The organism is Bacillus sp. 7884-1, from assembly GCF_002272245.1.
In the GTDB taxonomy this organism is placed as follows: Bacteria; Bacillota; Bacilli; order Bacillales; family Cytobacillaceae; genus Neobacillus.
The window spans coordinates 1-23,406 of record NZ_NPDD01000014.1 but is presented as its reverse complement, the minus strand read 5'-3'; the positions used below and the strand labels follow the sequence as shown (position 1 = coordinate 23,406).

25 protein-coding genes are annotated in these 23,406 nt (G+C 41.5%); 4 read left to right on the top strand and 21 right to left on the bottom strand.

Annotated features, from left to right (window positions below; all coding sequences use genetic code 11):
* Nucleotides 1–84: 84 nt before the first annotated feature.
* From hisIE to hprK, 13 genes are all read right to left on the bottom strand, one after another.
* On the bottom strand, nt 85–702 hold the full coding sequence (hisIE, locus tag CHI06_RS01550; protein WP_095246663.1) for a bifunctional phosphoribosyl-AMP cyclohydrolase/phosphoribosyl-ATP diphosphatase HisIE: 618 nt from the start codon (nt 700–702) through the stop codon (nt 85–87).
* Nucleotides 699–1,460, bottom strand: coding sequence for an imidazole glycerol phosphate synthase subunit HisF (hisF, locus tag CHI06_RS01545; protein ID WP_095246662.1), 762 nt, complete (start codon nt 1,458–1,460; stop codon nt 699–701). Before hisF ends, hisIE begins: the two co-directional genes overlap by 4 nt.
* Nucleotides 1,457–2,185, bottom strand: coding sequence for a 1-(5-phosphoribosyl)-5-[(5-phosphoribosylamino)methylideneamino]imidazole-4-carboxamide isomerase (gene hisA, locus CHI06_RS01540; RefSeq protein ID WP_095246661.1), 729 nt, complete (start codon nt 2,183–2,185; stop codon nt 1,457–1,459). The genes hisF and hisA overlap by 4 nt, the downstream gene beginning before the upstream one ends.
* Nucleotides 2,182–2,808: an imidazole glycerol phosphate synthase subunit HisH gene (gene hisH / locus CHI06_RS01535; RefSeq protein ID WP_095246660.1), complete on the bottom strand. Its 627-nt coding sequence runs from the start codon at nt 2,806–2,808 to the stop codon at nt 2,182–2,184. Before hisH ends, hisA begins: the two co-directional genes overlap by 4 nt.
* The gene (gene hisB, locus CHI06_RS01530) at nt 2,809–3,396 is read right to left on the bottom strand and encodes an imidazoleglycerol-phosphate dehydratase HisB (RefSeq protein WP_095246659.1); all 588 of its coding nucleotides are present in this window, start codon (nt 3,394–3,396) and stop codon (nt 2,809–2,811) included.
* Between the two features lie 22 nt (nt 3,397–3,418).
* Nucleotides 3,419–4,690 (bottom strand): histidinol dehydrogenase, encoded by a 1,272-nt coding sequence (hisD, locus tag CHI06_RS01525; protein ID WP_095246658.1) that lies wholly within the window; start codon nt 4,688–4,690, stop codon nt 3,419–3,421.
* Nucleotides 4,691–5,329, bottom strand: a complete 639-nt coding sequence (gene hisG / locus CHI06_RS01520) for an ATP phosphoribosyltransferase (RefSeq protein WP_095246657.1) — start codon at nt 5,327–5,329, stop codon at nt 4,691–4,693.
* Nucleotides 5,326–6,495 carry an ATP phosphoribosyltransferase regulatory subunit gene (locus CHI06_RS01515; RefSeq protein ID WP_095246656.1) on the bottom strand — a complete coding sequence of 390 codons (1,170 nt, stop codon included), beginning with the start codon at nt 6,493–6,495 and terminating at the stop codon, nt 5,326–5,328. Before CHI06_RS01515 ends, hisG begins: the two co-directional genes overlap by 4 nt.
* A gap of 155 nt (nt 6,496–6,650) precedes the next feature.
* Nucleotides 6,651–7,190 (bottom strand): acyltransferase, encoded by a 540-nt coding sequence (locus CHI06_RS01510; protein WP_095246655.1) that lies wholly within the window; start codon nt 7,188–7,190, stop codon nt 6,651–6,653.
* Nucleotides 7,191–7,192: 2 nt separating this feature from the next.
* On the bottom strand, nt 7,193–7,840 hold the full coding sequence (gene ppaX, locus CHI06_RS01505) for a pyrophosphatase PpaX (RefSeq protein WP_095246654.1): 648 nt from the start codon (nt 7,838–7,840) through the stop codon (nt 7,193–7,195).
* A complete protein-coding gene (locus CHI06_RS01500) occupies nt 7,830–8,783 on the bottom strand; it encodes a nucleoside recognition domain-containing protein (RefSeq protein WP_095246653.1) in 954 nt (317 codons plus the stop codon). The genes ppaX and CHI06_RS01500 overlap by 11 nt, the downstream gene beginning before the upstream one ends.
* An 18-nt stretch (nt 8,784–8,801) precedes the next feature.
* Nucleotides 8,802–9,632, bottom strand: coding sequence for a prolipoprotein diacylglyceryl transferase (gene lgt / locus CHI06_RS01495; protein WP_095246652.1), 831 nt, complete (start codon nt 9,630–9,632; stop codon nt 8,802–8,804).
* Between the two features lie 20 nt (nt 9,633–9,652).
* A complete protein-coding gene (gene hprK / locus CHI06_RS01490; RefSeq protein ID WP_095246651.1) occupies nt 9,653–10,585 on the bottom strand; it encodes an HPr(Ser) kinase/phosphatase in 933 nt (310 codons plus the stop codon).
* Between the two features lie 257 nt (nt 10,586–10,842).
* Between hprK and nagA the strand changes: the two genes are divergently transcribed.
* The 4 genes from nagA to CHI06_RS01470 all read left to right on the top strand — a co-directional run bounded on the left by nagA (nt 10,843) and on the right by CHI06_RS01470 (nt 14,511).
* On the top strand, nt 10,843–12,030 hold the full coding sequence (gene nagA, locus CHI06_RS01485) for an N-acetylglucosamine-6-phosphate deacetylase (RefSeq protein WP_179292502.1): 1,188 nt from the start codon (nt 10,843–10,845) through the stop codon (nt 12,028–12,030).
* Nucleotides 12,031–12,034: 4 nt separating this feature from the next.
* Nucleotides 12,035–12,760 carry a glucosamine-6-phosphate deaminase gene (nagB, locus tag CHI06_RS01480; protein WP_095246649.1) on the top strand — a complete coding sequence of 242 codons (726 nt, stop codon included), beginning with the start codon at nt 12,035–12,037 and terminating at the stop codon, nt 12,758–12,760.
* A 26-nt stretch (nt 12,761–12,786) separates the two neighbouring features.
* On the top strand, nt 12,787–13,509 hold the full coding sequence (locus CHI06_RS01475) for a GntR family transcriptional regulator (RefSeq protein WP_095246648.1): 723 nt from the start codon (nt 12,787–12,789) through the stop codon (nt 13,507–13,509).
* 177 nt (nt 13,510–13,686) lie between these two features.
* On the top strand, nt 13,687–14,511 hold the full coding sequence (locus CHI06_RS01470) for an N-acetylmuramoyl-L-alanine amidase (protein WP_306453793.1): 825 nt from the start codon (nt 13,687–13,689) through the stop codon (nt 14,509–14,511).
* A 28-nt stretch (nt 14,512–14,539) separates the two neighbouring features.
* Here the strand turns inward: CHI06_RS01470 and CHI06_RS01465 are convergent, their stop codons facing one another.
* From CHI06_RS01465 to CHI06_RS01430, 8 genes are all read right to left on the bottom strand, one after another.
* Complete coding sequence (locus CHI06_RS01465; RefSeq protein WP_095246646.1) at nt 14,540–14,899, bottom strand: phage holin family protein; 360 nt, start codon at nt 14,897–14,899, stop codon at nt 14,540–14,542.
* Nucleotides 14,900–14,914: 15 nt separating this feature from the next.
* A complete protein-coding gene (locus tag CHI06_RS01460; protein WP_095246645.1) occupies nt 14,915–16,030 on the bottom strand; it encodes a DUF4097 family beta strand repeat-containing protein in 1,116 nt (371 codons plus the stop codon).
* A 35-nt stretch (nt 16,031–16,065) separates the two neighbouring features.
* Nucleotides 16,066–16,383: a DUF4870 domain-containing protein gene (locus tag CHI06_RS01455; protein WP_095246644.1), complete on the bottom strand. Its 318-nt coding sequence runs from the start codon at nt 16,381–16,383 to the stop codon at nt 16,066–16,068.
* Nucleotides 16,384–16,470: 87 nt separating this feature from the next.
* A complete protein-coding gene (gene uvrA / locus CHI06_RS01450; protein WP_095246643.1) occupies nt 16,471–19,347 on the bottom strand; it encodes an excinuclease ABC subunit UvrA in 2,877 nt (958 codons plus the stop codon).
* 7 nt (nt 19,348–19,354) lie between these two features.
* Nucleotides 19,355–21,334, bottom strand: coding sequence for an excinuclease ABC subunit UvrB (gene uvrB, locus CHI06_RS01445; protein WP_095246642.1), 1,980 nt, complete (start codon nt 21,332–21,334; stop codon nt 19,355–19,357).
* A 215-nt stretch (nt 21,335–21,549) separates the two neighbouring features.
* A complete protein-coding gene (locus tag CHI06_RS01440) occupies nt 21,550–21,783 on the bottom strand; it encodes a DUF2198 family protein (protein WP_095246671.1) in 234 nt (77 codons plus the stop codon).
* Nucleotides 21,784–21,873: 90 nt separating this feature from the next.
* The gene (locus tag CHI06_RS01435) at nt 21,874–22,824 is read right to left on the bottom strand and encodes a cation diffusion facilitator family transporter (protein WP_095246641.1); all 951 of its coding nucleotides are present in this window, start codon (nt 22,822–22,824) and stop codon (nt 21,874–21,876) included.
* Nucleotides 22,825–22,898: 74 nt separating this feature from the next.
* The gene (locus CHI06_RS01430; RefSeq protein WP_095246640.1) at nt 22,899–23,267 is read right to left on the bottom strand and encodes an ArsR/SmtB family transcription factor; all 369 of its coding nucleotides are present in this window, start codon (nt 23,265–23,267) and stop codon (nt 22,899–22,901) included.
* Nucleotides 23,268–23,406 lie beyond the last annotated feature (139 nt).

Genomic DNA, 23,406 nt, shown 5'->3' with positions numbered 1-23,406 from the left:
AAAAACACGCTGCATAACAGCGTGTTTTTGCATATTTGGTGCCTGTCACCGCTAATGTCACCGCTAAGCGGTGAAATCACCAATTTATCTTTTATGTCTTTCTTCTAATGTTTTCAACACTTCTTTAAACGGCAGTCCCTGTTCGACTAATAAGACTTGTAGGTGGTAGAGGAGGTCGGCGGCTTCCCATTTCAGTTCTTCTTTGTCGCGGTTTTTGGCTGCGATGATGACCTCGGAAGCTTCTTCTCCGACTTTTTTCAAGATTTTATCGACGCCTTTTTCGAATAAGTAGGTTGTATACGCCCCTTCTGGACGCTCTTTTTCTCGTTCGATAATCAGCTTTTCTAATGAATGTAAGATTTGATAGTCAGTTAGGCTGGAAGTCGCTCTTTCTGTAACAACTCCCTCTGTGAAGCAGCTCACAGCTCCTGTATGACAGGCAGGACCCTTCGGCTGCACCAGCACAAGAACAGCATCCTGGTCGCAGTCATATTTCACACTTACAACAGACTGAGTGTTCCCACTTGTTGCTCCTTTATGCCACAGCTCCTGACGGGAGCGGCTGAAGAACCATGTTTCTCCTGTTTCTAGCGTTTTTGTCAGTGATTCCTGATTCATATAAGCTAATGTTAATACTTCTTTTGTATCGGCGTCCTGTACGATAGCAGGTACTAATCCTTTTTCATCAAAACGAATGTTCATCGGACACTCACTCCCTTCTCTTGCAAATAACTTTTCACTTCATGAACTGAAGTTTCTTTATAATGAAAAATAGAAGCTGCAAGGGCAGCGTCTGCTTTTCCCTTTACAAAAGCCTCTTCAAAATGACTGGCATTTCCAGCACCGCCTGAAGCTATCACGGGAATCGTCACTGCCTCACTCACCGCTTTTGTCAGCTTTAGATCAAAGCCATTTTTCTCACCATCACTATCCATACTGGTCAGTAAGATTTCACCTGCACCAAGTTCAGCAGCTTCTTTTGCCCATTCTATTACTTTGCGCTCCGTAGGTGTCCTGCCGCCATGTGTATACACACGCCATGTTCCAATCTCTTCATCATACTTCGCATCAATGGCAACCACAATACACTGTGTTCCAAAGTAACCTGCCCCTTCAGAAATAAGTTCAGGCTTTAGAACCGCTGCAGTATTTAATGACACCTTATCAGCACCGGCACGGAGAATTCGTTTCATATCCTCTAAAGAATTAATACCGCCGCCGACTGTAAAAGGAATAGCAAGCTCCGAAGCAACAGACTTAACTACTTCGACCATGGTTTTTCGTCCTTCTACAGAAGCTGATATATCAAGGAATACAAGCTCATCTGCTCCTTGCTCATCATAAAATCTCGCTAATTCTACTGGGTCGCCGGCATCCCGAAGCTGAACAAATTGAATTCCTTTGACAACTCTTCCTTCTTTTACATCAAGGCAGGGGATAATTCGTTTTGTTAATGTCATTTTCTCACCCCGCCAATGGCAAGTGCTTCCTTTAATGTGAATCGGTTTTCATAAAGGGCCTTCCCAACAATTGCCCCTTTCACTCCCTCCGCATTAAGCGCACTCAAATCTGCTAAGCTGCTCACTCCACCAGAAGCTATCACCGTTTTTCCCGTGACCTCTGCCATTTCACAAACAGCAGCAATATTAGGGCCAGAAAGCGTGCCATCCGTTGCAATGTCGGTAAAAATAAACGTCCCAGCACCAGTGTCAGCAAAGCGTTTGCTTAGGTCTACAGCCTTCACTTCAGAAGTAGTCAGCCACCCATGTGTTGCCACATAACCATTCTTAGCATCTATACCAACAACAATCTGTTCACCGTACTTCTTAATCATTTCAATCGCAAATTCCGGATTGGAAACAGCAATACTGCCAATAATCACGCGTGTAATCCCATTTTCCAAATAATGAAGGATATCTTCCTCAGAACGAATCCCGCCGCCAATTTGTACTTTTACCTTTAGCTTCTGGGCTGCTTCAATGACAAAACGATCATTAATCCGTTTGCCATCCTTTGCTCCGTCGAGGTCAACCATATGTATCCATTCCGCTCCATCTGCTGCAAACGCTCGAGCCATATCAAAAGGTGAATCACCATAAATCGTTTCTTTATCATAATCGCCTTGAAGAAGGCGTACGCAATTCCCGCCGCGCATATCAATTGCTGGATAAATCGTGAGTGTCATCGTACCGCCTTCCTTTCTTCAACTACTTTCAAAAAGTTATTCAGCAGCGCCATCCCAAGCTTACTGCTTTTTTCAGGATGAAACTGCATTCCGAATATATTATCCTTGCCCACAACGGCAGATACTTCTTCCTGGTAATTGGCTTTTGCCAGAAGCACCTCTGAATTGTCTGCACTCACATAGTAAGAATGAACAAAATACACATAATCCTCTTCTAAACCTTCCAATAGCGGAGAGGATTTAACGAATTCAAGTTTGTTCCAGCCCATATGCGGGACCTTGTATGTTTCTCCCGCCGGGGTTTTGCCAGGAAAACGGCGTACACTTCCGGGCAATAATCCTAGTCCCTTTGTTAAACCATTTTCATCACTATCTTCAAACAAAAGCTGCATACCAAGGCATATCCCAAGTAGAGGTTTCCCAGTTTCCACGAACTCCTTAATCGTTTCAACCTGAAGTACCTCCATCGCATCACGGAAAGAACCTACACCTGGTAGCAGTAAGGCATCAGCACGAAGGAGTTCCTCTTTGTCTCCTGATATAAAATATTCAGCATTCAACCGCTCAAGAGCCTTACTGACACTAAAGAGATTGCCCATACCATAATCGACAATTCCTATCATTTACAACATCCCTTTCGTTGACGGAACTCCTTTGATGCGAGGGTCAATGGTTGTTGCTTCGTCAAGCGCCCGGCCAAGTGCTTTAAAAACAGCCTCAATCATGTGGTGAGTATTGTGTCCGTAATGAACAATCACATGAAGGTTCATCCGCGCTTCAAGGGCAAGCTTCCATAAAAATTCATGCACCAGCTCCGTGTCAAACGTACCCACCTTTGAATTTGGGAACTCCGCACGCATTTCAAGGTGTGGACGATTACTAAGGTCCACTACCACCTGGGCTAATGCTTCATCCATTGGTACAAAGGAATTTCCATAGCGCTTAATTCCTTTTTTATCACCAAGGGCTTCCCGCAATGCCTGTCCAATACAGATCCCGATATCCTCTGTAGTGTGATGGTCATCTACCTCAATATCCCCTTTTGCGTCAACGGAGAGGTTAAATTGTCCGTGTTTCGTGAATAAATCAAGCATATGGCTAAGGAATGGAACTCCTGTTTCAAGTTCAGACTTTCCTTCACCATCAATGTTTAATGATAAGCTGATTTGGGTTTCATTTGTATTTCGTTCAACGCTTGCGTATCTTTCCATGGAAGGGCCCCCTAGCAAATAATTATTGATTTTTAAGTCTTAACTCTACTGCACGCGCATGAGCCTCAAGACCTTCCATGCGTGCAAATTTTACGATTTTTTCTCCATTATCTTTTAACGCTTTTTCACTGTATATAATGACACTTGATTTCTTTTGAAAATCATCCACATTCAACGGACTTGAAAATCTAGCCGTCCCATTGGTCGGCAGTACATGGTTAGGTCCTGCGAAATAGTCGCCAACTGGCTCTGAACTATAACGGCCAATAAAAATGGCACCAGCATGACGAATTTTCCCAAGCAGCTCCATTCCGTTCTCGGTCAGAATTTCAAGATGTTCTGGGGCAAGTTGATTCACTGTTTCAACGGCTTCCTCAATGGATGAAGTCACATAGATTACACCAAAATCAGCAATTGATCTCGAAGCTATGTCCTTACGCGGCAATAATGCCAGCTGTTTCTCCACCTCGACTGCCACCGCTTCCGCTAAAACCATTGAAGGTGTGACAAGGACACTGCATGCACGTGGGTCATGTTCTGCCTGTGATAACAAATCGGCCGCAACCTCATCCGCCCGGGCAGAATCATCAGCGATAATCGCTATTTCACTTGGTCCGGCAATCATATCGATATCAACATCACCGAAAACCTCTCGCTTCGCTAATGCAACATAGATATTACCTGGACCTGTAATTTTATCAACAGGGGTAATAGATTCAGTTCCATATGCCAATGCACCAATGGCCTGAGCCCCGCCGACTTTATAAATTTCTTCCACTCCTGCTTCCTTTGCTGCAACGAGCACAGCTGCTGGAAGTTTTCCATTGCTGTCAGGAGGTGAGACCATCACGATTCTTTTCACTCCTGCTACTTTTGCAGGAATGACATTCATAAGTACCGAGGAAGGATAGGCTGCCGTTCCCCCTGGGACATATACTCCAACAGAGTCAAGAGGAGTGATTTTTTGACCAAGTATACTGCCGTTTTCTTCGGTCGTCATCCATGAAGGACGCAATTGTTTTTCATGGAAGCTTCTGATATTTTCAGCAGCCTCTTTCACAATCGAGATAAACTCAGAATCTACTTGACCATATGCCTCATTTATTTCATTTTCAGTAACGATAAATGATTCTAATGTGACCCGGTCAAATTTTTCCGTGTAAGCTCGTAACGCTTCATCACCAGCAGAACGAATTTCCGAAATGATTTTTTTTACTACGGCTAACTGCTCCGTTGTTCCCGATTCAATAGACCGTTTAATGGAAATAAGGTCACTCACTTTAACTATTTTCATCTAATTTACCTCCAAGGAGACAACGCCGTTTAGCCTTGTAACTAATTCGTTAATCCGTTCGTCTTTGATCCGGTAACTTACGGGATTAACGATGAGCCTAGATGTCACATCTTTAATTCTTTCAAATTCCACCAGACCATTTTCGACAAGTGTCCTGCCTGTTGATACAATATCAACAATTCGGTCCGCTAATCCGATTAAGGGCGCAAGCTCAATGGAACCATTTAATTTAATGATTTCAACCTGTTCGCCCTGCTCGCGAAAATAAGCAGCCGCCACATTAGGATATTTCGTTGCCACTTTTGGTGCAACATCATTCATGGCTGTCCCGGGCAGACCGGCAACTGCCAAATAGCAGGCGCTGATTTGTAAATCCAGCAGTTCGTATACATCTCGTTCTTCTTCAAGTAAAACGTCCTTACCTGCGATCCCAACATCTGCAACCCCGTGCTCGACGTATGTAGCTACATCCATTGGCTTTGCGAGAATAAAGCGCATGTTCTCCGCTTCAACATCTAGAATTAATTTTCGGGAATCATCGAATTCTGGTGGAAGGTTATAGCCAGCTTTCCGGAGCAATTCTAAAGCTTCTTCAAAAATCCTCCCTTTTGGCATTGCTATCGTTAATTTTGTATTCATCTTAAGCCCCCCCCGATTAAAAAGGTGGTATTGGCAAACTTCTTTGTATAAGCATCAAGATTTTTCACACCATTAATATCTTGCAGAACGGTTTTCTTTCCTTCTGCCTTCATGGTTTCAGCTAACTGAAAGGCTTCCTTACGTCTTTCCTGGCTGAAAAAAATACACTCCACGGTACTAGTGACCTCTTGCGGACCCATCGCCTCAAGAAGCTTATCAAGCCTAACGGCAAAACCAGTGGCACTCGCTTTTTTTCCAAATTTCTCAATCAATCCGTAACGTCCGCCATTTCCAATTGGAAAGCCGACATTTCCGGCATAGGCTTCAAATAAAATTCCGGAATAATAACTCATATGGCTGACAATGGTAAAATCAAATTTCACAAAGTCCCTTAAGCCATAGTCTGTGATTACCTCCCACAATTCCTTCAGTTCTATCAAGGATTCCTTTCCATAGCCATCCTCAACGATATCAAGTGCTTTACCAATTACCTCATTACCGCCCCTCAATTCCAGCAACTGAAGCAGTCGCTGCTTATCAATGGAGGATAGAGAATAGGAGTTTACTTGCTCACGATAACCAACAAAATTCTTTTCATATAAAAAACGTCTAAGTGCATTGGCACGTCCATTTGTTCCTAAGATTTGCTTAAATAATTCTTGTGCAAATCCAATATGTCCAACTGATACTTGAAATTGGCTAAGCCCTGCCTTCTTTAAAGATGAAACAAGCAATGCGATTACCTCACCATCGCTTGAAACGGTATCATCATTAATGTACTCTACACCGATTTGCTCAAACTCTGCCGGTCTGCCGCCCTCACGCTGCTGTGCCCGGTATACATTTCCTGCATATGCCAAGCGAAGCGGGAGGTCATTTTCTAACAGACGCGAGGCTGCCACCCTGGCAATCGGAGCCGTCATATCCGGCCGAAGCACTAGGGTATGCCCATCTTTATCAAGTAATTTGAAAAGCTCCGGGTCAAGTATGGCGGAGGCTGTTCCAACGGTTTCATAGTATTCTAAAGTAGGTGTGTCAATAAATTGATATCCCCACTGTTTAATTGAGTCTTCCATAAGGGTACGAACACGGTGTTTCTTTTCATATAATTCTGGAAGCGTATCTCTCATGCCTAAAGGCTTTTCAAACATAAATAAACGGCTCATCCAAATCATCCTTTATTTTCAGAATCCTTTAGTTCGCTAATGTGCTAATAAATTAAAGTTTACCTTTTTGTTTAATTTTCGTCAACTGATAACTATAATCCCGCACAAACCAATATTATGTAAAAAAAGCCAGGTTACAAAAACCCAGCCTCTGTTTAATCGTTATTCTTTTTCCCATAAATCGGATCTTCGGCCCAGCGTTTTTCCATTTCTTCTTTTGAATAGATGATCCGCATCGGGTTGCCGCCGACGAATGCACCTGCTGGGACATCTTTATGAACAAGTGTCCCAGCGGAAACAATGGCTCCGTTACCAATACGTACCCCTGGAAGGATGGTTGAATTCGCACCAATCATCACTTCACTGCCAATATCAACAGGTCCTAGGCGGTACTCTTTTATCAAATATTCATGGGCAAGTATGGTTGTATTGTATCCAATCACCGTGTTTCGCCCGACACTGATTTTCTCAGGAAACATTACATCAAGCATGACCATTAAGGCGAAGGAAGTCTGCTCGCCGACCTTCAGTCCTAAAAACGTGGTGTAAAGCCAATTTTTCATCCCTAGGAAAGGGGTGTAACGGGCAAGTTGGATCACCATGAAATTTTTCACAACTTTCCAGAATGGAACGGTTTTATAGACATGCCACAAGGAGTTTGCCCCTTCAACAGGGTAGCGGGTGGTTTTCCTCATTCTTATCCCTCTCCGAGAATACTTAATAAATCCGTCATGTTTTCTAACATGAAATCTGGTTCATATTTTGCCAGATACTCTCTTCCTTTTATGGACCAAGCAACACCAGCTGTTTTCGTACCAGCATTTTTGCCGGCCAGCACGTCGTGAAAATTATCTCCTACCATTAAGGCTTCCTCTGGCTTTGAATCTAATTTTTCAAGTGCTAAGAATATAGGCTCGGGATCTGGCTTCACTTTTTTCACATGATCGTAAGCAATCATAACATCAAAATAGGAATCAAGTTTCATCAAGCGAAGACCTTTAAAAGCTACATCCTCACGTTTCGTCGTCACGATTGCTAGCTTATAACCCTTTTTCTTTAATGTCTCTATTGTTTCCATAACACCTACAAATTCTTTCACCAGTGCATCGTGATTTGCAATATTGTAGGTGCGGTATTCTAACACCATTTCCTCGACTCGGTCGGGATCCATTTTCCCAAAAACATCGTGAAGGGTTGGGCCTAGAAACGGTAAGACATCCTCCCGGGTGTATTTACCTGGATAGTATTTTTCAAGTGTGTGTAAATAAGTAGAAATGATTAATTCATTGGTATCAATTAACGTTCCATCTAAGTCAAATAGAATCGTATTTATATTACTTTTCATAAGTTGGTTCTGCTTCCTTTCTACTCAAGATGCCTGACCGTTTCCAAAAGAACCCGACAATCAATGTCAGTGCGATAGCCACACCAATACGAATTAAAAAGAGCGGCCAGACTGGGATTCCAAGTGGGATAAAGATTAGTGTATCTTCCACAACTGCGTGGCAAGCCATTAGAAAAATAAAAGCGAGCGTTAAATCCCTTTTACTCACTCCATCTTCCTCCACTGCCTGAATCACTACTCCTGCACCATAGGCGAGCCCAAATAACAAACCCGCAGCCATTGTCGTAGAAGTATTTTCATTCATCCCTAGACTCTTCGTTATGGGAGACATCCCATTTGAAAACTTCTTTAGCCATTGCAAGTCTTTTAAAATTTGAATAACGATCATCAACGGGATGACAATCATCGCTAATTGCAGAATTCCTAGTCCCGCTTTTTCAATTGCAGCGAGTAAAATCGAACCAATTCCCGAAATTTGTTCATCACTTTTTGCTTGAATCATGCCATATTGGGCAGTCTCGCTGCCTCCCTGCCATACTAAGTTGATTATGATTGCAGAAGCAAACGCAAGTCCCAGCCTTGTTACGAGGACCAGCCAAAGCTTTACGCCCACTTTCATAGCAACGCCCGATTCTACAATTAAATTATGAGAAAATGAGAGCATAACAGCTAAAATAAATACTTCTTTTACAGAAAAATCTAGGGTTAGGATAGCACCAATCGCCGCATATAGATTGAGGAAGTTCCCCAAGACGAGCGGTATTGCAGCATCTCCTGATAAGCCAAGCAATTTCATCATTGGTGAAATCGCCTCAATTACCCATGGTAAGACGGGGGTATACTGCAGCAAAGCCACAATCAGGGTTACTGGAAAAATAATTTTCCCCAAGGTCCATGTTGTTTTGATCCCCACCTGAAAACCCTTTTTAATTGAGTTAATCATTTCTCCGATTTCTCCTTCTTAGTGCGTTAAAGCTTGATTGTTTTTGTCTAAGTATCTGTCTTTTGCTAGATTCTTCTTTCGACGGTAAATCAGGATTAATACAGCACCTATAATTAAAGCGATTGAGATGGATTGTGCCATCCTCAGTCCGCCTAGCATTAAACTATCTGTTCTTAAGCCTTCTATGAAGAAACGACCAACAGAATACCAAATTACATAAGATAGGAATAGCTCCCCTCGGCGAAGGTTCACGCGTCTAAGCATTATTAAGAGAGCAAATCCAACGATATTCCAAATAGACTCATATAAGAAGGTCGGGTGATAATAGGCACCATTAATATACATTTGATTAATGATAAATTCAGGCAGCTGGAGGTTTTCGAGGAAAGTCCTAGTGACTTCACCTCCGTGTGCTTCCTGATTCATGAAATTTCCCCACCGGCCGATGGCTTGACCTAAAATAATACTTGGTGCAGCAATATCGGCAATTTTCCAAAACGAAATCCCACGTTTTTTAGCAAAAACATAGGCTGTTACAACGGAACCAATTAGTGCTCCATGGATAGCAATGCCGCCATTCCATATCTGAATGATTTGACCTGGATGCTGTGAATAATAGCCCCATTCAAAAATAACATAATATAATCGTGCAGAAAGGATGGCAATAGGGATTGCCCAAAGCATCAAGTCTGCAAAGGTATCCTTTGGAAGTCCCCGCTTATCGCCTTCTCTAATAGCCAGAAAAAGTGCCAATGCTAAACCGGATCCAATAATAAGACCATACCAATGTACTGAAATCGGTCCTAAGGAAAATGCGATTGGGTCAAGCGGCTGTATAGTTGAATTCATACCATGTCTCCTTTATTAAATTAATCCTCATGTTCTCCGTCCTCAATAACATCAGATAGGCGTTCTGTAAATTGCTGTGCAGCATTGACGCCCATTCTTTTTAGTCGATAGTTCATTGCGGCTACTTCAATAATGACAGCTAGGTTTCGGCCAGGACGGACCGGAACGGTGATTTTTGTAATCTCCGTATCAATGATTTTCATTTTTTCATCATCTAAACCTAGACGGTCGTATTGCTTCGCGGCATCCCAAATTTCCAGGTTAATAACTAGCGTAATTCGTTTATTGCTGCGAACGGCGCCAGCTCCAAAAAGAGTCATGACATTAATAATCCCTAGTCCGCGAATTTCTAATAAATGCTCAATTAGATCTGGAGAGGTTCCAACAAGTGTATCTTGATCTTCCTGTCGAATCTCTACACAGTCATCAGCGACAAGTCTGTGCCCGCGTTTAACTAGCTCTAATGCTGTTTCACTTTTACCAACACCACTTTTCCCGGTAATTAATACCCCAATCCCATAGATGTCGACTAACACCCCATGTACAGCAGTGGTCGGTGCAAGCTTACTTTCTAAAAAGTTTGTTAACCGGCTTGAAAAACGTGTTGTTTTCATGTTAGATTGCAGCAATGGAACAGATTCACGTTCAGAGGCTTCGATAAGCTCCTTCGGGACCTCAAGTCCTCTAGTAACGATAATGGCCGGTGTAATGTCTGTGCATAACCGTTCCATTCTTGTTATCCGTTCAGATTGTGATAATTTCTCAAAAAAGGATAGCTCAGTTTTTCCTAATAGTTGGATTCGTTCAGCAGGATAATATTCGAAATATCCAGCCAATTCAATCCCCGGCCTAGAAATATCACTTGTAGTAATCGGACGATTTATTCCCTCTTCCCCGCTAACTAATTCCAAATGAAATCTTTCATGAATATCCTTTGTGCGTACCTTTGGCAAAAGTTTTCCTCCTTAATAGAAAAGCGGAAGCGCACTCAGCGCTGCAGCTAGACAGTCATTATAATCTAACTAAATTAATTTCTTCTTATTTTAGCATTATTTAATTAATTTTCATAACCAAATGGAAGTTATTCGGTTTTTAATACAATCTGCATTAAATGGGAAAAATTAATACGAATGAAACACACAACTGGTATAGACAACTATTCCACCAGAAGCTATAATAAACTCATAAAGGTACTATTTTTGAAATGGAGATGAAGATTTTGAGCCTACTTTTAATGGTTCATGGCAAGGCAGTTTTAGAAAATGAAGTAGCAGAATCTATCTATATTAATATTGAACATGGAAAAATCAAAGAGATTGGTCCCATTGAAGCTCTTCCTTCCCATTTAACAGATGTTGAGAAAATAGAAATTTCTAAGGACCAACATGTAGTTCCCGGTTTTATTGATGTCCACATTCATGGAACTGCAGGTGCAGATACCATGGATGCGACGATAGAAGCGTTAGAAACAATGACTAGAGCACTCCCGGCTGAGGGAACGACAAGCTTTTTAGCCACAACCATTACCCAAAAACACGAAAGTATCGAAAATGCTCTAAGAAATGCAGCACTTTACCTAAAAGGACACAATGACTCTGGTAAATCAGACATTCTCGGCGTTCATTTAGAAGGTCCGTTTATCAATGCAAAACGAGCCGGTGCACAGCCGAAGGAATACATTATCGATCCTGATATTGAATTATTTAAGCATTGGCAAGAGCTTGCTGAAGGAAGCATTAAATTAGTAACGGTTGCCCCTGAACTTGAGAACGGGACAAACTTTGTTGCCTATTTACATGAAAATGATGTGATTGCTTCTATTGGTCACTCCGACGCCATTTACGAAGAGATGGAAAAGGCCGTTGAGGCAGGAGCCAAACAGGTGACACATTTATTTAATGGCATGAGAGGAATCCATCATCGTGAACCTGGGGTTGCCGGTTCCGCTCTTCTTTTTAAAGAATTAATGGTGGAATTAATTGCTGATGGGATTCATGTTCGTCCAGAGGTAATGAAACTTGTCATTAATGCTAAAGGAACAGAGGGCATGATTTTAATAACGGACGCAATGAGGGCAAAATGTCTTAAAAATGGAATTTATGATCTTGGTGGGCAGGATGTATCCGTTGCAGATGGAAAGGCTCTTCTAGCCGACGGAACACTTGCTGGCAGTATTTTAAAAATGAACGACTCAATAAAAAACATCCTTGAAGCTGCAGATATTTCTCTACCAGAAGCTGTACAAATGGCTAGTGTGAATCCTGCCAAACAATTGAAAGTCTATGACACTAAAGGAAGCATTTCCGTAGGAAAAGATGCGGATATAGCGATTTTATCGAATGAATATCAAGTTGAACTGACAATCTGCCGTGGGGAAATTGCATATAAAAAGGGGTAATAACATGAAACTAATTCGTACAGAAAATTATGCAGAGATGAGCTTAGAGGCTGGAAAAATCATCGTAGACAAAGTACGTTCTAACCCAATCTTAACGCTGGGATTGGCAACAGGGAGCACCCCAAAAGGTGTTTATGATTATTTAATCCAGGATCATGAGGCGAATAGAACAACGTATACGAAGGTTAAATCTGTCAATTTAGATGAATATATCGGACTTCCTGCAAAGGACCCAAATAGCTACCATTATTTCATGAACCAAAGTTTATTTAAACATTTGGATATTACCGAAAATGATACTCATATTCCAAATGGTACAGCAAGCGATTTAGAACAGGAATGTCTTCGTTATGAACAGCTCATTAAAGAGCTCGGAGGAGTTGACCTGCAACTTCTCGGTATCGGACAAAATGGCCATATTGGTTTTAACGAACCAGGGACTGCCTTTAGCAGCAGAACTCATATCGTAACGTTAGCCCAAAATACAAGGGAAGCGAACTCAAGATTTTTCAACTCTCTTGAAGAAGTGCCTACACATGCGATTACCATGGGGATTGCTTCCATCCTTGATAGTAAAGAAATCCTCCTGCTAGTTTCAGGAGAAAGAAAAGCCGAAGCATTAAACAGGTTCGTTAATGGAGAAATAAGCGAGGATTTCCCTGCCTCTGCACTAAAGTACCATGAAAATGTAACTGTCATTGCTGATAGAGATGCATTAAAATATATCTAGTACTTTTCTTCCGAGGAGGTGTTTAAATGATTAACAAAAATTCACCGGTTCCCATTTATCATCAACTAGAAGAGTACATTAAACAGCAAATAGAGAATGGCGTTTTAAAGGAAGAAAGTGTCATTCCCTCCGAACGGGAATTTGCAGAGCGGTTCCAAATAAGCCGAATGACAGTCAGACAGGCCATTAATAATTTGGTTTCGGAAGGCTATTTAAAAAGACAAAAAGGCAGAGGCACATTTGTTACTAAGAAAAAGGTTGAACAAGAATTACAGGGAATGACAAGTTTTACGGAGGACATGCTCTCAAGGGGAATGAACCCAAGCAGCATCTTGTTATCCTTTCAAATCATCCCTGCTGACAAAAAGTCAGCTCTTGCCCTTAGGATAAAAGAAGCTGACTCTATTTATAAAATTAAGCGGATTCGTTTAGCGGATGGTGCCCCAATGGCACTTGAAACGGCCTATATCCCTGTCGAAATTGTTCCAGGGCTGACAGAGGAAAACAGCAACCTGTCTCTTTACCAATACATCGAGGAAAATCTTGCTCTTTCGATAAGTGAAGCGACTCAGGAAATTGAAGCATCTACAGCTGATACTCTTGACTCAGAAACCTTGGAAATTAATATCGGCGACCCCATCCTTTTGATAGAGCGGATTTCATATTTACAAGAGGGAATACCCTTTGAATTGGTAAAGTCAACCTTCCGCGCAGATCGATATCGCTTTGTTCATACCATGAAACGCTAAGAAAAGTGAAAGCCCCTAGGCGCTGCAGCTAGACAGTAAAAAGCAATTGACCTTCAATAGGTCAATTGCTTTATTTTTCACAAATCACTCCTATTTGTGTCCACTTTTGCTTTTTACCCATATGATAATAGGGAGCTAAATATTCATGACATAAGGAGAGTGATAAAAGTGAAATTCATGCTCGATGCAGGCCACGGCTATAACACAGCCGGAAAAAGAACGATTGATGGAATGCGGGAATACGAATTCACCAGAAAGGTAGCCGCTTTTGCAAGAGATATGCTAACCTCCTATCAAAATGTTACCGTCTATTTCGCCCACTCCGATGACCGAGATGTTCCGTTGCAAGAGCGGACAAATGCTGCCAACCGTCTAAATGTCGATGCGTATGTGTCCATTCACGCTAACGCCTATGGATCCACCTGGAATGACGCTAATGGAATTGAGACCTACGTATATACGACGAATCATCAGGAGACTTATCAATTAGCACAAAAGGTTCAAAACAATATGGTCTCGTTAACAGGTCTTAGAAGTCGCGGCGTTAAAACCGCAAATTTCCACGTACTTCGTGAAACAAATATGCCTGCCATTCTTGTTGAATGTGGCTTTATGACCAATAGAAATGAAGCAGGGCTAATGCGGACAGATGATTACCAAAGAAAATGTGCTCAAGCCATTGTCAATGCACTTGCAGCCCAATATAATTTGACCAAAAAACAGACTGCACCCACACCAAAACCTCCTACACCTAACCCGCCAAGTAATCCTACCCCGCCTGTTCGTTCAGATTTATTTAGAGTTCAAGCTGGTGCTTTTTCCGAAAAGAGCAATGCAGATGCGCACGTTACGAAGCTAAAATCCGATGGATTTGAAGCATTTGTTTTTTCTGATGGCTTATACAAAGTACAAGCTGGTGCTTTCTCTGAACGAAAAAATGCAGAAGCTCTCGTTGCACGCTTAAAAGCCAAAGGATACCAAGCGTTTATTCTGACTGATTAACAGCAAAAACTAGCGCAAGATGGATGCGCTAGTTTTTTTTAGATGGTTTAAGAAGTGTTTTATCCAGAACCAGTGTGAATATTGACATGATAACAGAGGCTAATAATGCCATTCCGAAACCTGCAATTTCAAACGCGTCCCCCATCAAATAATCGGTTATCTCAAGAGTTATCGCATTAATAACAAATAAGAATAGACCTAATGTTAAAATTGTTGCAGGTAAGGTTAAAATTACTAGAATCGGGCGAACGATGATATTTATTATCGATAATAAAAAGCTTGCTGAAAGGGCTGCCGCAAATCCCTCCAGCGCAAAGCTTTCAGAAAAGTAGCCTGCAATTGCCATGAACAAAACACCATTGATTAAGATTCCAATCAACCATTTCATTTATCAAATCTCCTATTAATTGCTTACCTCATCCGATTTATGGAGTGTAATCGATCCTGTTTTCGTATCGACAAATATCTTTAACATGCGGTCAGGATGATTAACCGATTGAAAGCGAAGCATTTTTTGAATCATTTCACTTTTTTCCTCAAGAACCTGAATTCCATCAAGCTTAATATTAAAGCCGCCGAGATTTGTTTTTAATTCGCCACTAGCAGCCACTCCATCAGGAATATACAAATCAATTCCGCCTGTCGTCGCTTTAGCCGCAATTAATTCACAGCGAGTTCCCGTTAAGTTATAGGTGGTATTCCCGTTTAACGTTTGCGTTTCAACTTTTCTAAAGTCACCATCGAGCTTAATGGCTCCATTTATGGTTTCAACTTCAAGGGCATCAATTGCACTCGTTTGAAGGGTAATATGACCATTAGCTGTTTCAATTTCTGCCCTTTTCCCGTTTAAACGAGCGAGTTCAATTTTCCCATTGGCTGTTTTCATACGCAAATCACCTATCGTTAATTCTTCACCTGATATAGGACCATTGAACATTCTTACACGAACGCGTTCATATTCAGCTTGAGGAACATAAACTACCGCGTCGACCTTCATCCATTTTTGCTGAGTCATGAACCGCAATTTTTGTCCATCAATCGCAAAGAGGACATCCTTCAAAAAGTTTTCCCGAGCTTGTTCTGAGTTCTCTACACGATATACCTTTGCCTGGCATTCGATCCGAACATCATTTTGATCCCAAGGAACAAGTTTGAGTGAGCCATTGGCTAGATCAATATCCATATCACGTAAGTATACATCGCCCTGATGAAAGATATGCGAAATTTCAACAGACTGACCGAAATTCAAATCAAAGTCTAGGTCCTTAATTTTTTTCAAAGCATTATCGACAAAATCAAAAATTTTATCCTTTGCTGAGTGAACTTTTCCATGTGTCGACTCTTCCTTCTTTGCTTCTTCAAACTTAAAGGCAGTCGAGATTTCTTGTGCAATTTGTTCTTGCTTTTGATCCATCGTTTGCCCAGCCTTTTCAAGTTCTTCTAGTAAAGTTAATGCCTCATCAACATTAAGCTTTCCATCCTCAACCATTTTTAATATTCTTTTACGTTCTTCCTTCATTGTTATCCACTCCAATAAATGTATTTCATTAAATCCTATTCCATCATTAAGGCTTTTACGCCTTTTATCACATTCCAGATGGTGACAATTAGACTAATTAAGATTAATATACCGGCCGAAACTAGTGTAAAAACAGGAATGGCATCATTGTTTATAGCATTAAGATCACTAAAAATAGCGAATATAAGCAGTGGTACAGGTATAAGTGGGATTAAATGCGATAAGAATGCTTTTTTTGCATGGCTTTTCGTTACGTCGTCTCCAGATGCAAGCATGACAACAAGCGGAAACAGAATTCCTGCAAAGAAAATACTAAAGTAACATAATCCTGAAAGAACCTTGCGAGTATCCATTGATAATCACTCCCCCTTATTGAATATTTACGTATGGGGAATATGAAAGTTTCAACATATCTATAAAAAAAGCTAAAACGCAAGGTTTTAGCTTTTTCCAATCGTCTCTTTTTCATGTATTTGCTCTTTCATTCGTAGCCGGTCTCGCTCTAAAATTGGTTTTAAGTATTTGCCTGTATAAGATCCTGGCGCATCAGCTACCTTTTCAGGTGTACCGGTAGCGACAATCGTACCGCCCTTGTCTCCACCCTCTGGACCAAGGTCAATAATGTAGTCAGTTGCTTTAATGACATCTAAATTGTGCTCAATAACGAGTACGGTGTCGCCATTTTCAACGAGTCTCTGAAGGACGACTAATAATCTAGAAATATCGTCAACATGAAGACCTGTTGTCGGTTCATCTAAAATATAGAAGGATTTACCGTTTGAACGTTTATGAAGTTCAGACGCTAGCTTCACACGCTGTGCTTCCCCGCCTGACAGAGTGGTAGCAGGCTGACCGAGTGTTATATAACCTAAACCTACATCCTTGATGGTTTGCAGCTTTCGGCTGATTTTAGGAACATTCTCAAAAAATTCTACTGCTGTTTCGACGGTCATATCAAGAATTTCAGAAATGCTCTTCCCTTTATATTTTACCTCAAGTGTCTCACGGTTATATCGCTTTCCATGACAAACCTCACATGGAACATAGACGTCAGGCAGGAAATGCATTTCAATTTTGATAATTCCATCGCCACGGCAGGCTTCACAACGGCCACCCTTAACATTAAAGCTAAAACGTCCTTTTTTATAACCGCGGACCTTCGCTTCATTCGTTGTCGAAAACAAGTCACGGATATCATCAAAAACTCCCGTGTACGTTGCCGGATTAGAACGTGGTGTTCTGCCAATTGGAGATTGGTCGATGTCGATTACCTTATCTAAATTCTCAATACCTAAGATATCCTTATGTTCTCCAGGCTTTGTTTTAGCACGGTTAAGCTTCTGGGATAGTGTTTTAAGGAGGATTTCATTGATTAACGTACTTTTCCCAGATCCGGAAACACCCGTCACGGAAATAAACATCCCTAATGGAATTTTCGCATTTACGTTTCGTAAATTGTTCTCGGCGGCACCTTTTATTTCGATATACCTGCCATCTGGCTTGCGACGTTCTATCGGGAGTGGAATAAACCTTTTACCTGATAAATACTGGCCAGTCAATGAATTAGGATGTGCCATTACTTCGGCGGGTGTTCCTGCTGCAATGACTTGTCCGCCGTGGATTCCTGCGCCAGGACCAATATCGATTAGATAATCTGCCGCTATCATCGTATCTTCATCATGTTCAACCACAATCAAGGTGTTTCCGATATCACGCATGTTTTGCAGTGTTCCTATTAAGCGGTCGTTATCACGTTGATGAAGTCCAATCGATGGTTCGTCTAGTATGTAGAGAACCCCTGTTAACTTAGAACCAATTTGGGTAGCCAAACGAATCCGCTGGGCTTCTCCTCCTGAAAGAGTACCTGCAGCTCGTCCTAAGCTCAAGTAATCGAGTCCAACATTCATAAGGAATCCAAGCCGCTCTCGGATCTCTTGAAAAATTAATTTTCCGATTTGCATTTCTTTGTCCGTTAACTTTAATTCATTAAAGAACTGATTAGACTCTTCAATCGATAACTCTGTTAGTTGGGAAATATGGCGTCCTGAAATAAGAACAGCTAAGGTTTCCTTCTTTAAACGATGACCTTTACAGACCTGGCATGGCTGCTCACCCATATATTTCTCCATTTGCTCCCGAATCCAATCAGAGCTGGTCTCTTTATAGCGGCGTTCTACATTACGTATGACACCCTCAAATTCAATATGGCCTTCTCGGATCTGTCCAAAATCATTCTCATAGCGGAAATAAATTTTATCACCCTTGGAACCATAAAGTACTTTTTCGATAAGGTGGGGAGGGATGTCCTTAAAAGGCATGTCCATATCTACCCCATAATGATTGCATACAGCTTCAAGAAGCTGCGGATAATACTGCGAGCTAGTTGGCTCCCACGGAGCAATCGCATGCTGTTTTAATGATAATTCCTTATTCGGTATCACAAGGTCAACTTCGACTTCGAGCTTTGAACCAAGTCCATCACACTCAGGACAGGCACCAAAAGGGCTATTAAACGAAAACATTCTCGGTTCTAATTCACCGATTGAAAAACCACAATGTGGACAGGCATGGTTTTCACTGAAAAGAAGCTCCTCTTCTCCAATAACATCGACAATAACCTTTCCTTCGCCTAGACGTAAGGCCGTTTCAAGCGAGTCTGCAATTCTTGCGGAAATCCCTTCCTTAACGACTATGCGGTCAATTACAACTTCAATGGAATGCTTTTTGTTCTTGTCTAAACTAATCTCATCACCAAGGTCAAGCATTTCTCCGTTGACACGAACTCGTACGAAACCTTGTTTTTTTATATCCTCTAATACTTTAACATGCATTCCTTTTCGCCCAGAAATGACGGGAGCAAGGATTTGCATTTTGGTTCGCTCTGGGTATTCCATGATTCTGTCTACCATTTGTTCAATCGTTTGTGAGGAGATTTCGATATTGTGGATTGGACATGTTGGTCTGCCGACGCGGGCAAAGAGTAAGCGCAAATAATCATAAATTTCCGTCACCGTCCCCACGGTTGAACGTGGGTTTTTGCTTGTTGTTTTTTGATCAATTGAAATTGCAGGAGATAATCCTTCAATGGAATCAACATCAGGTTTATCCATCTGCCCTAAGAATTGTCGTGCGTATGCAGATAGTGACTCTACATAGCGGCGCTGACCTTCCGCGTATATCGTATCAAAAGCAAGGGAGGACTTTCCTGAACCAGAAAGTCCTGTGATCACAACAAGCTTATCTCTCGGAATGGTGACATCAATATTTTTTAAATTATGGGCTCTGGCGCCTTTTACAATCAATTTATCCATCGCCATGGTTACGTCATCCTTCCGCTTTTAACTCTAATAATAAATCACGAAGCTCAGCTGCACGTTCAAAATTAAGCGCTTTTGCTTCTGTCTTCATTTCTTTTTCCATTGTAGCAATCAGCTTATCTCTATCCTTCTTCGACATCTTACCAAAGGATGCTGCTGGTTTGTAATCTTCCTGTTCCTCTGCAGCATGGGTGGCACGAATAGCCTCGCGAATTCCCTTTTGAATCGTCATAGGAGTAATGCCATGCTTTTTATTATATTCTTCTTGGATTTTGCGACGCTCTCTTGTTACATTAATCGCGATTTCCATCGAATTTGTTATTTTGTCCGCATACAAGATGACATGACCATTGGAATTACGTGCTGCTCGGCCAATGGTTTGGATTAATGAACGTTCCGAACGGAGGAAGCCTTCCTTATCGGCATCGAGAATCGTAATCAGAGAAACCTCAGGAATATCCAGTCCCTCTCTGAGCAGGTTGATTCCGACGAGGACATCATACTTGCCTAGCCGGAGCTCGCGAATAATCTCAATCCGTTCAAGTGTTTTTACTTCTGAATGCAAATATTGAACTTTAATTCCAATTTCTTTTAAATAGTCCGTTAGGTCCTCTGACATTTTCTTTGTTAGAGTCGTTATAAGCACACGTTCATTAACTTTTATGCGTTCTTGAATTTCAGCGATAATATCATCGATTTGCCCTTCAATAGGGCGAATTTCAATCGTAGGGTCAAGTAATCCAGTTGGTCGAATGATTTGCTGAACCATTTCTGGTGTATGCTCTAACTCATATGGACCTGGTGTAGCTGAAACAAAGATAGCATTGTGAACATGCTTTTCAAACTCATCAAAGGTCAACGGTCGGTTATCAAGCGCTGAAGGCAGACGGAAGCCGTGGTCAACAAGCACTTGTTTCCGGGCTCGATCACCATTGAACATCCCTCTTACTTGCGGCAAGGTAACATGTGACTCATCCACAACCATTAGAAAATCTTCTGGGAAGTAATCAATCAACGTATAGGGCGTGGAGCCCGCAGGCCTAAGTGTTAAGTGGCGGGAGTAGTTCTCGATACCAGAGCAAAAGCCCATCTCCCGCATCATTTCAAGATCATAACGGGTTCGCTGCTCAAGGCGTTGAGCTTCTAGCAATTTATTATCTTCCCGAAGTTCTGCAAGACGTTCTTCAAGTTCTTTTTCGATGTTTTCGATGGCTTTATTTAGTTTCTCTTCCCCGGTAACAAAGTGGGATGCCGGAAAGATTGCCACATGCTCACGCTCAGCAATAATTTCTCCTGTTAGGGCATCTACTTCACGAATTCGTTCGATTTCATCACCAAAAAATTCAACCCGAATGCAATGTTCATCTCGTGAAACTGGAAAAATTTCAACGACATCCCCTCGGACTCTAAAGGTACCGCGTTTAAAATCAATATCATTTCGTTCATATTGGATATCAACTAACCGATGTAGCAAATGATTGCGCTCAATTTCCATCCCTTTCCTGAGCGACAGCACCATATTTCGGTATTCCTCCGGTGAACCGAGACCATAAATACACGATACGCTGGCAATGACGATGACATCCTTGCGCTCAAACAACGATGAGGTCGCTGAATGGCGGAGCTTATCAATTTCATCGTTGACGCTAGAATCCTTTTCAATAAATGTATCTGTCGAAGGAACATAGGCTTCTGGCTGAAAATAATCGTAGTAACTGACAAAATACTCAACAGCATTGTTTGGGAAAAATTCCTTAAACTCGCTGTAAAGTTGTCCCGCTAAGGTTTTATTGTGAGCGATGACGAGTGTTGGTTTATTTACTTCTTTGATCACATTAGAAACAGTAAACGTCTTACCTGTTCCAGTCGCACCAAGCAATGTCTGATAGCGCTTATTCTCATTAATCCCCTGAACTAACTGTCGAATCGCTTCCGGCTGATCGCCCTGCGGTGAATATTTCGAAACTAATTCAAATTGATCTTTCACTGATTTTCCTCCCGATCAATAATCACTTTCTAGCAAAAAACGTGCAAGTGGTCCGGGATGGTGCTAGAAAATGTATCCCTTAAATTCTAATAGTATCATTCTAACACAATTCCCCAAAAACAAACCACTAATATGCGAACGAACATTCGTTTATTTGATATAAAGCAAAAAAGCCTGCCATTTAAGTTGACAGACTTTACATCTACGGTGAGAGCTTATGTTTTTTTGACCACTCTATGCTTCATTTTTGCAGCGATCCAGAAACCGGCTGTAAGCGAAAAGGCATCTACAACGATAAGCGGAAAAGTGTTGGTATACCCTTTAAAAGCAGAGGCAGCGATGAGCCCGACGGTCAGGGCAAGACCGATAAGCCGATTGTATGTGACTCGGGTAAATAGCAACACGAGCAAACCTGGCAAAATAAGTGCAGACAAATACCTAATAACCATCTCCAAATGGGTCCACCTCATTTATTCATTTCTGTTTATTAATTTTAGAAATTAATAAACAAAATTGCAACAAAAAGTTATTGATAATCCTTAGTTACATGTCCCATGCGGGCTAGGGCAGCCAATTTCAGCCTTTTCAACCTGAATCGTACTATGCTCGATATGAAATTCATCATGAAGAATTTTTTGTGAGGAAGCAAGAATTTCATCATGGATCGCATCATCTAATATGGTAATATGGCAGCTCAATACTGGATATCCGGATGTTATGGTCCAAATGTGTAAATCATGTACTTCCTTCACTAATGGGATTTTGCTGAGTGCCTCTTTAACCTGATGGATATCAATTTGTGTTGGAGCGCCCTCCATCAGGATATGGAAGGAATCCTTCGTGACTCGAAAACCACTAATAATGATTAAAACAGCGACAATCACACTTGCAATTGGATCTGCAATTGTCCAGCCGAAAAACATAATCAACAAGGCGGCTACAATGGCTCCGACGGATCCCAGCATATCACCTAGCACATGTAAAAATGCACTCCGGACATTGAGGTTATCATCCTTGTCACCACTCATTAAAATCCAAGCAGCGATAATGTTCACCACTAATCCTGTTACAGAAATCATCAGCATCCCGGTACTTTGAACCTCTGGCGGCGCAAAGAAACGCTGAAATGCTTCATAAAAAATATACAAGGAAATGATGATTAGGGTAATCCCATTCAACGCAGCTGCAATAATTTCAAAGCGCTTGTATCCGTACGTTTTTTCCTGCGATACTTGTTTTTCCCCTAACTTAATGGCGAAAAAGCTAAGTCCAAGTGCGGCAGCATCACTAAGCATATGCCCGGCATCAGACAATAGTGCTAAGCTGTTTGTTAGGATTCCGCCAATAACTTCGACCACCATAAAAGCGGCAATCAAAATAAATGAACTTAGTAGTGCCTTTTTATTACTAGTATGTGAATGACCGTGTCCGTGACCATGTCCATGTGAGTGGCCATGAGAATGTCCATGGTTGTGATGATGGTGTCCCATAAATATTCCTCTCCCAACTAGAGTTGTCCCTTAGTTTTTTCCTATCTCTTTTTTGCGATACGTTTTAAATCCATTTACTGTCTCCCTGCAACCTCCTGTTGATGCTCGAAGGCAATGTGAATGAGTTGTTTCACATGATCATCATCGAGAGAATAGTAGACTAGCTTTCCTTCTTTACGGTACTTTGCAAGTCCCAGGCTTTTTAAGTGGCGCAAATGATGGGAAGCCGTTGCCGTTGTTGCACCGACAATATTAGCCACATCGCAGACGCAAAGCTCTTCTTCAAGAGTGAGAGCATAGGCAATTTTCATTCGTGTATCATCGGATAAAGCTTTAAAAAGCTTTGTAACCTCGAAGATATTTCTGTTTTCAACTAAAGGCTGCAGTTTAGTGGTTTTGTCGCTATCTACACATGTAACTTCACAAACATCGCGATTCTTCATTCCATCACCTCATACATTCAAATCTTAATTTGATTATATGATATTCAAATCAATATTTGAATGTCAAACATTTTTTTTTAGGCTGTGTTAAAGGAAACTGTTGATTTTAGAACTATGTTGATTTGTGCGGAAGGCGCGA

Excerpts from the sequence above, each read along its gene's own strand:
- CHI06_RS01515 (WP_095246656.1), bottom strand. The coding sequence starts at position 6,495 with ATGAGCCGTTTATTTATGTTTGAAAAGCCTTTAGGCATGAGAGATACG.
- CHI06_RS01500 (WP_095246653.1), bottom strand. The coding sequence starts at position 8,783 with ATGATTAACTCAATTAAAAAGGGTTTTCAGGTGGGGATCAAAACAACA.
- hisD (WP_095246658.1), bottom strand. The coding sequence starts at position 4,690 with ATGAAAATAGTTAAAGTGAGTGACCTTATTTCCATTAAACGGTCTATT.
- CHI06_RS01475 (WP_095246648.1), top strand. The coding sequence starts at position 12,787 with ATGATTAACAAAAATTCACCGGTTCCCATTTATCATCAACTAGAAGAG.
- hisF (WP_095246662.1), bottom strand. The coding sequence starts at position 1,460 with ATGACATTAACAAAACGAATTATCCCCTGCCTTGATGTAAAAGAAGGA.
- CHI06_RS01470 (WP_306453793.1), top strand. The coding sequence starts at position 13,687 with ATGCTCGATGCAGGCCACGGCTATAACACAGCCGGAAAAAGAACGATT.
- CHI06_RS01510 (WP_095246655.1), bottom strand. The coding sequence starts at position 7,190 with ATGAGGAAAACCACCCGCTACCCTGTTGAAGGGGCAAACTCCTTGTGG.
- ppaX (WP_095246654.1), bottom strand. The coding sequence starts at position 7,840 with ATGAAAAGTAATATAAATACGATTCTATTTGACTTAGATGGAACGTTA.
- CHI06_RS01430 (WP_095246640.1), bottom strand. The coding sequence starts at position 23,267 with ATGAAGAATCGCGATGTTTGTGAAGTTACATGTGTAGATAGCGACAAA.
- hisA (WP_095246661.1), bottom strand. The coding sequence starts at position 2,185 with ATGACACTCACGATTTATCCAGCAATTGATATGCGCGGCGGGAATTGC.
- hisG (WP_095246657.1), bottom strand. The coding sequence starts at position 5,329 with ATGAATACAAAATTAACGATAGCAATGCCAAAAGGGAGGATTTTTGAA.
- hisH (WP_095246660.1), bottom strand. The coding sequence starts at position 2,808 with ATGATAGGAATTGTCGATTATGGTATGGGCAATCTCTTTAGTGTCAGT.
- CHI06_RS01455 (WP_095246644.1), bottom strand. The coding sequence starts at position 16,383 with ATGGATACTCGCAAGGTTCTTTCAGGATTATGTTACTTTAGTATTTTC.
- hisIE (WP_095246663.1), bottom strand. The coding sequence starts at position 702 with ATGAACATTCGTTTTGATGAAAAAGGATTAGTACCTGCTATCGTACAG.
- CHI06_RS01435 (WP_095246641.1), bottom strand. The coding sequence starts at position 22,824 with ATGGGACACCATCATCACAACCATGGACATTCTCATGGCCACTCACAT.
- CHI06_RS01460 (WP_095246645.1), bottom strand. The coding sequence starts at position 16,030 with ATGAAGGAAGAACGTAAAAGAATATTAAAAATGGTTGAGGATGGAAAG.
- nagA (WP_179292502.1), top strand. The coding sequence starts at position 10,843 with ATGAAGATTTTGAGCCTACTTTTAATGGTTCATGGCAAGGCAGTTTTA.
- hisB (WP_095246659.1), bottom strand. The coding sequence starts at position 3,396 with ATGGAAAGATACGCAAGCGTTGAACGAAATACAAATGAAACCCAAATC.
- uvrA (WP_095246643.1), bottom strand. The coding sequence starts at position 19,347 with ATGGCGATGGATAAATTGATTGTAAAAGGCGCCAGAGCCCATAATTTA.
- lgt (WP_095246652.1), bottom strand. The coding sequence starts at position 9,632 with ATGAATTCAACTATACAGCCGCTTGACCCAATCGCATTTTCCTTAGGA.
- nagB (WP_095246649.1), top strand. The coding sequence starts at position 12,035 with ATGAAACTAATTCGTACAGAAAATTATGCAGAGATGAGCTTAGAGGCT.
- CHI06_RS01440 (WP_095246671.1), bottom strand. The coding sequence starts at position 21,783 with ATGGTTATTAGGTATTTGTCTGCACTTATTTTGCCAGGTTTGCTCGTG.
- CHI06_RS01465 (WP_095246646.1), bottom strand. The coding sequence starts at position 14,899 with ATGAAATGGTTGATTGGAATCTTAATCAATGGTGTTTTGTTCATGGCA.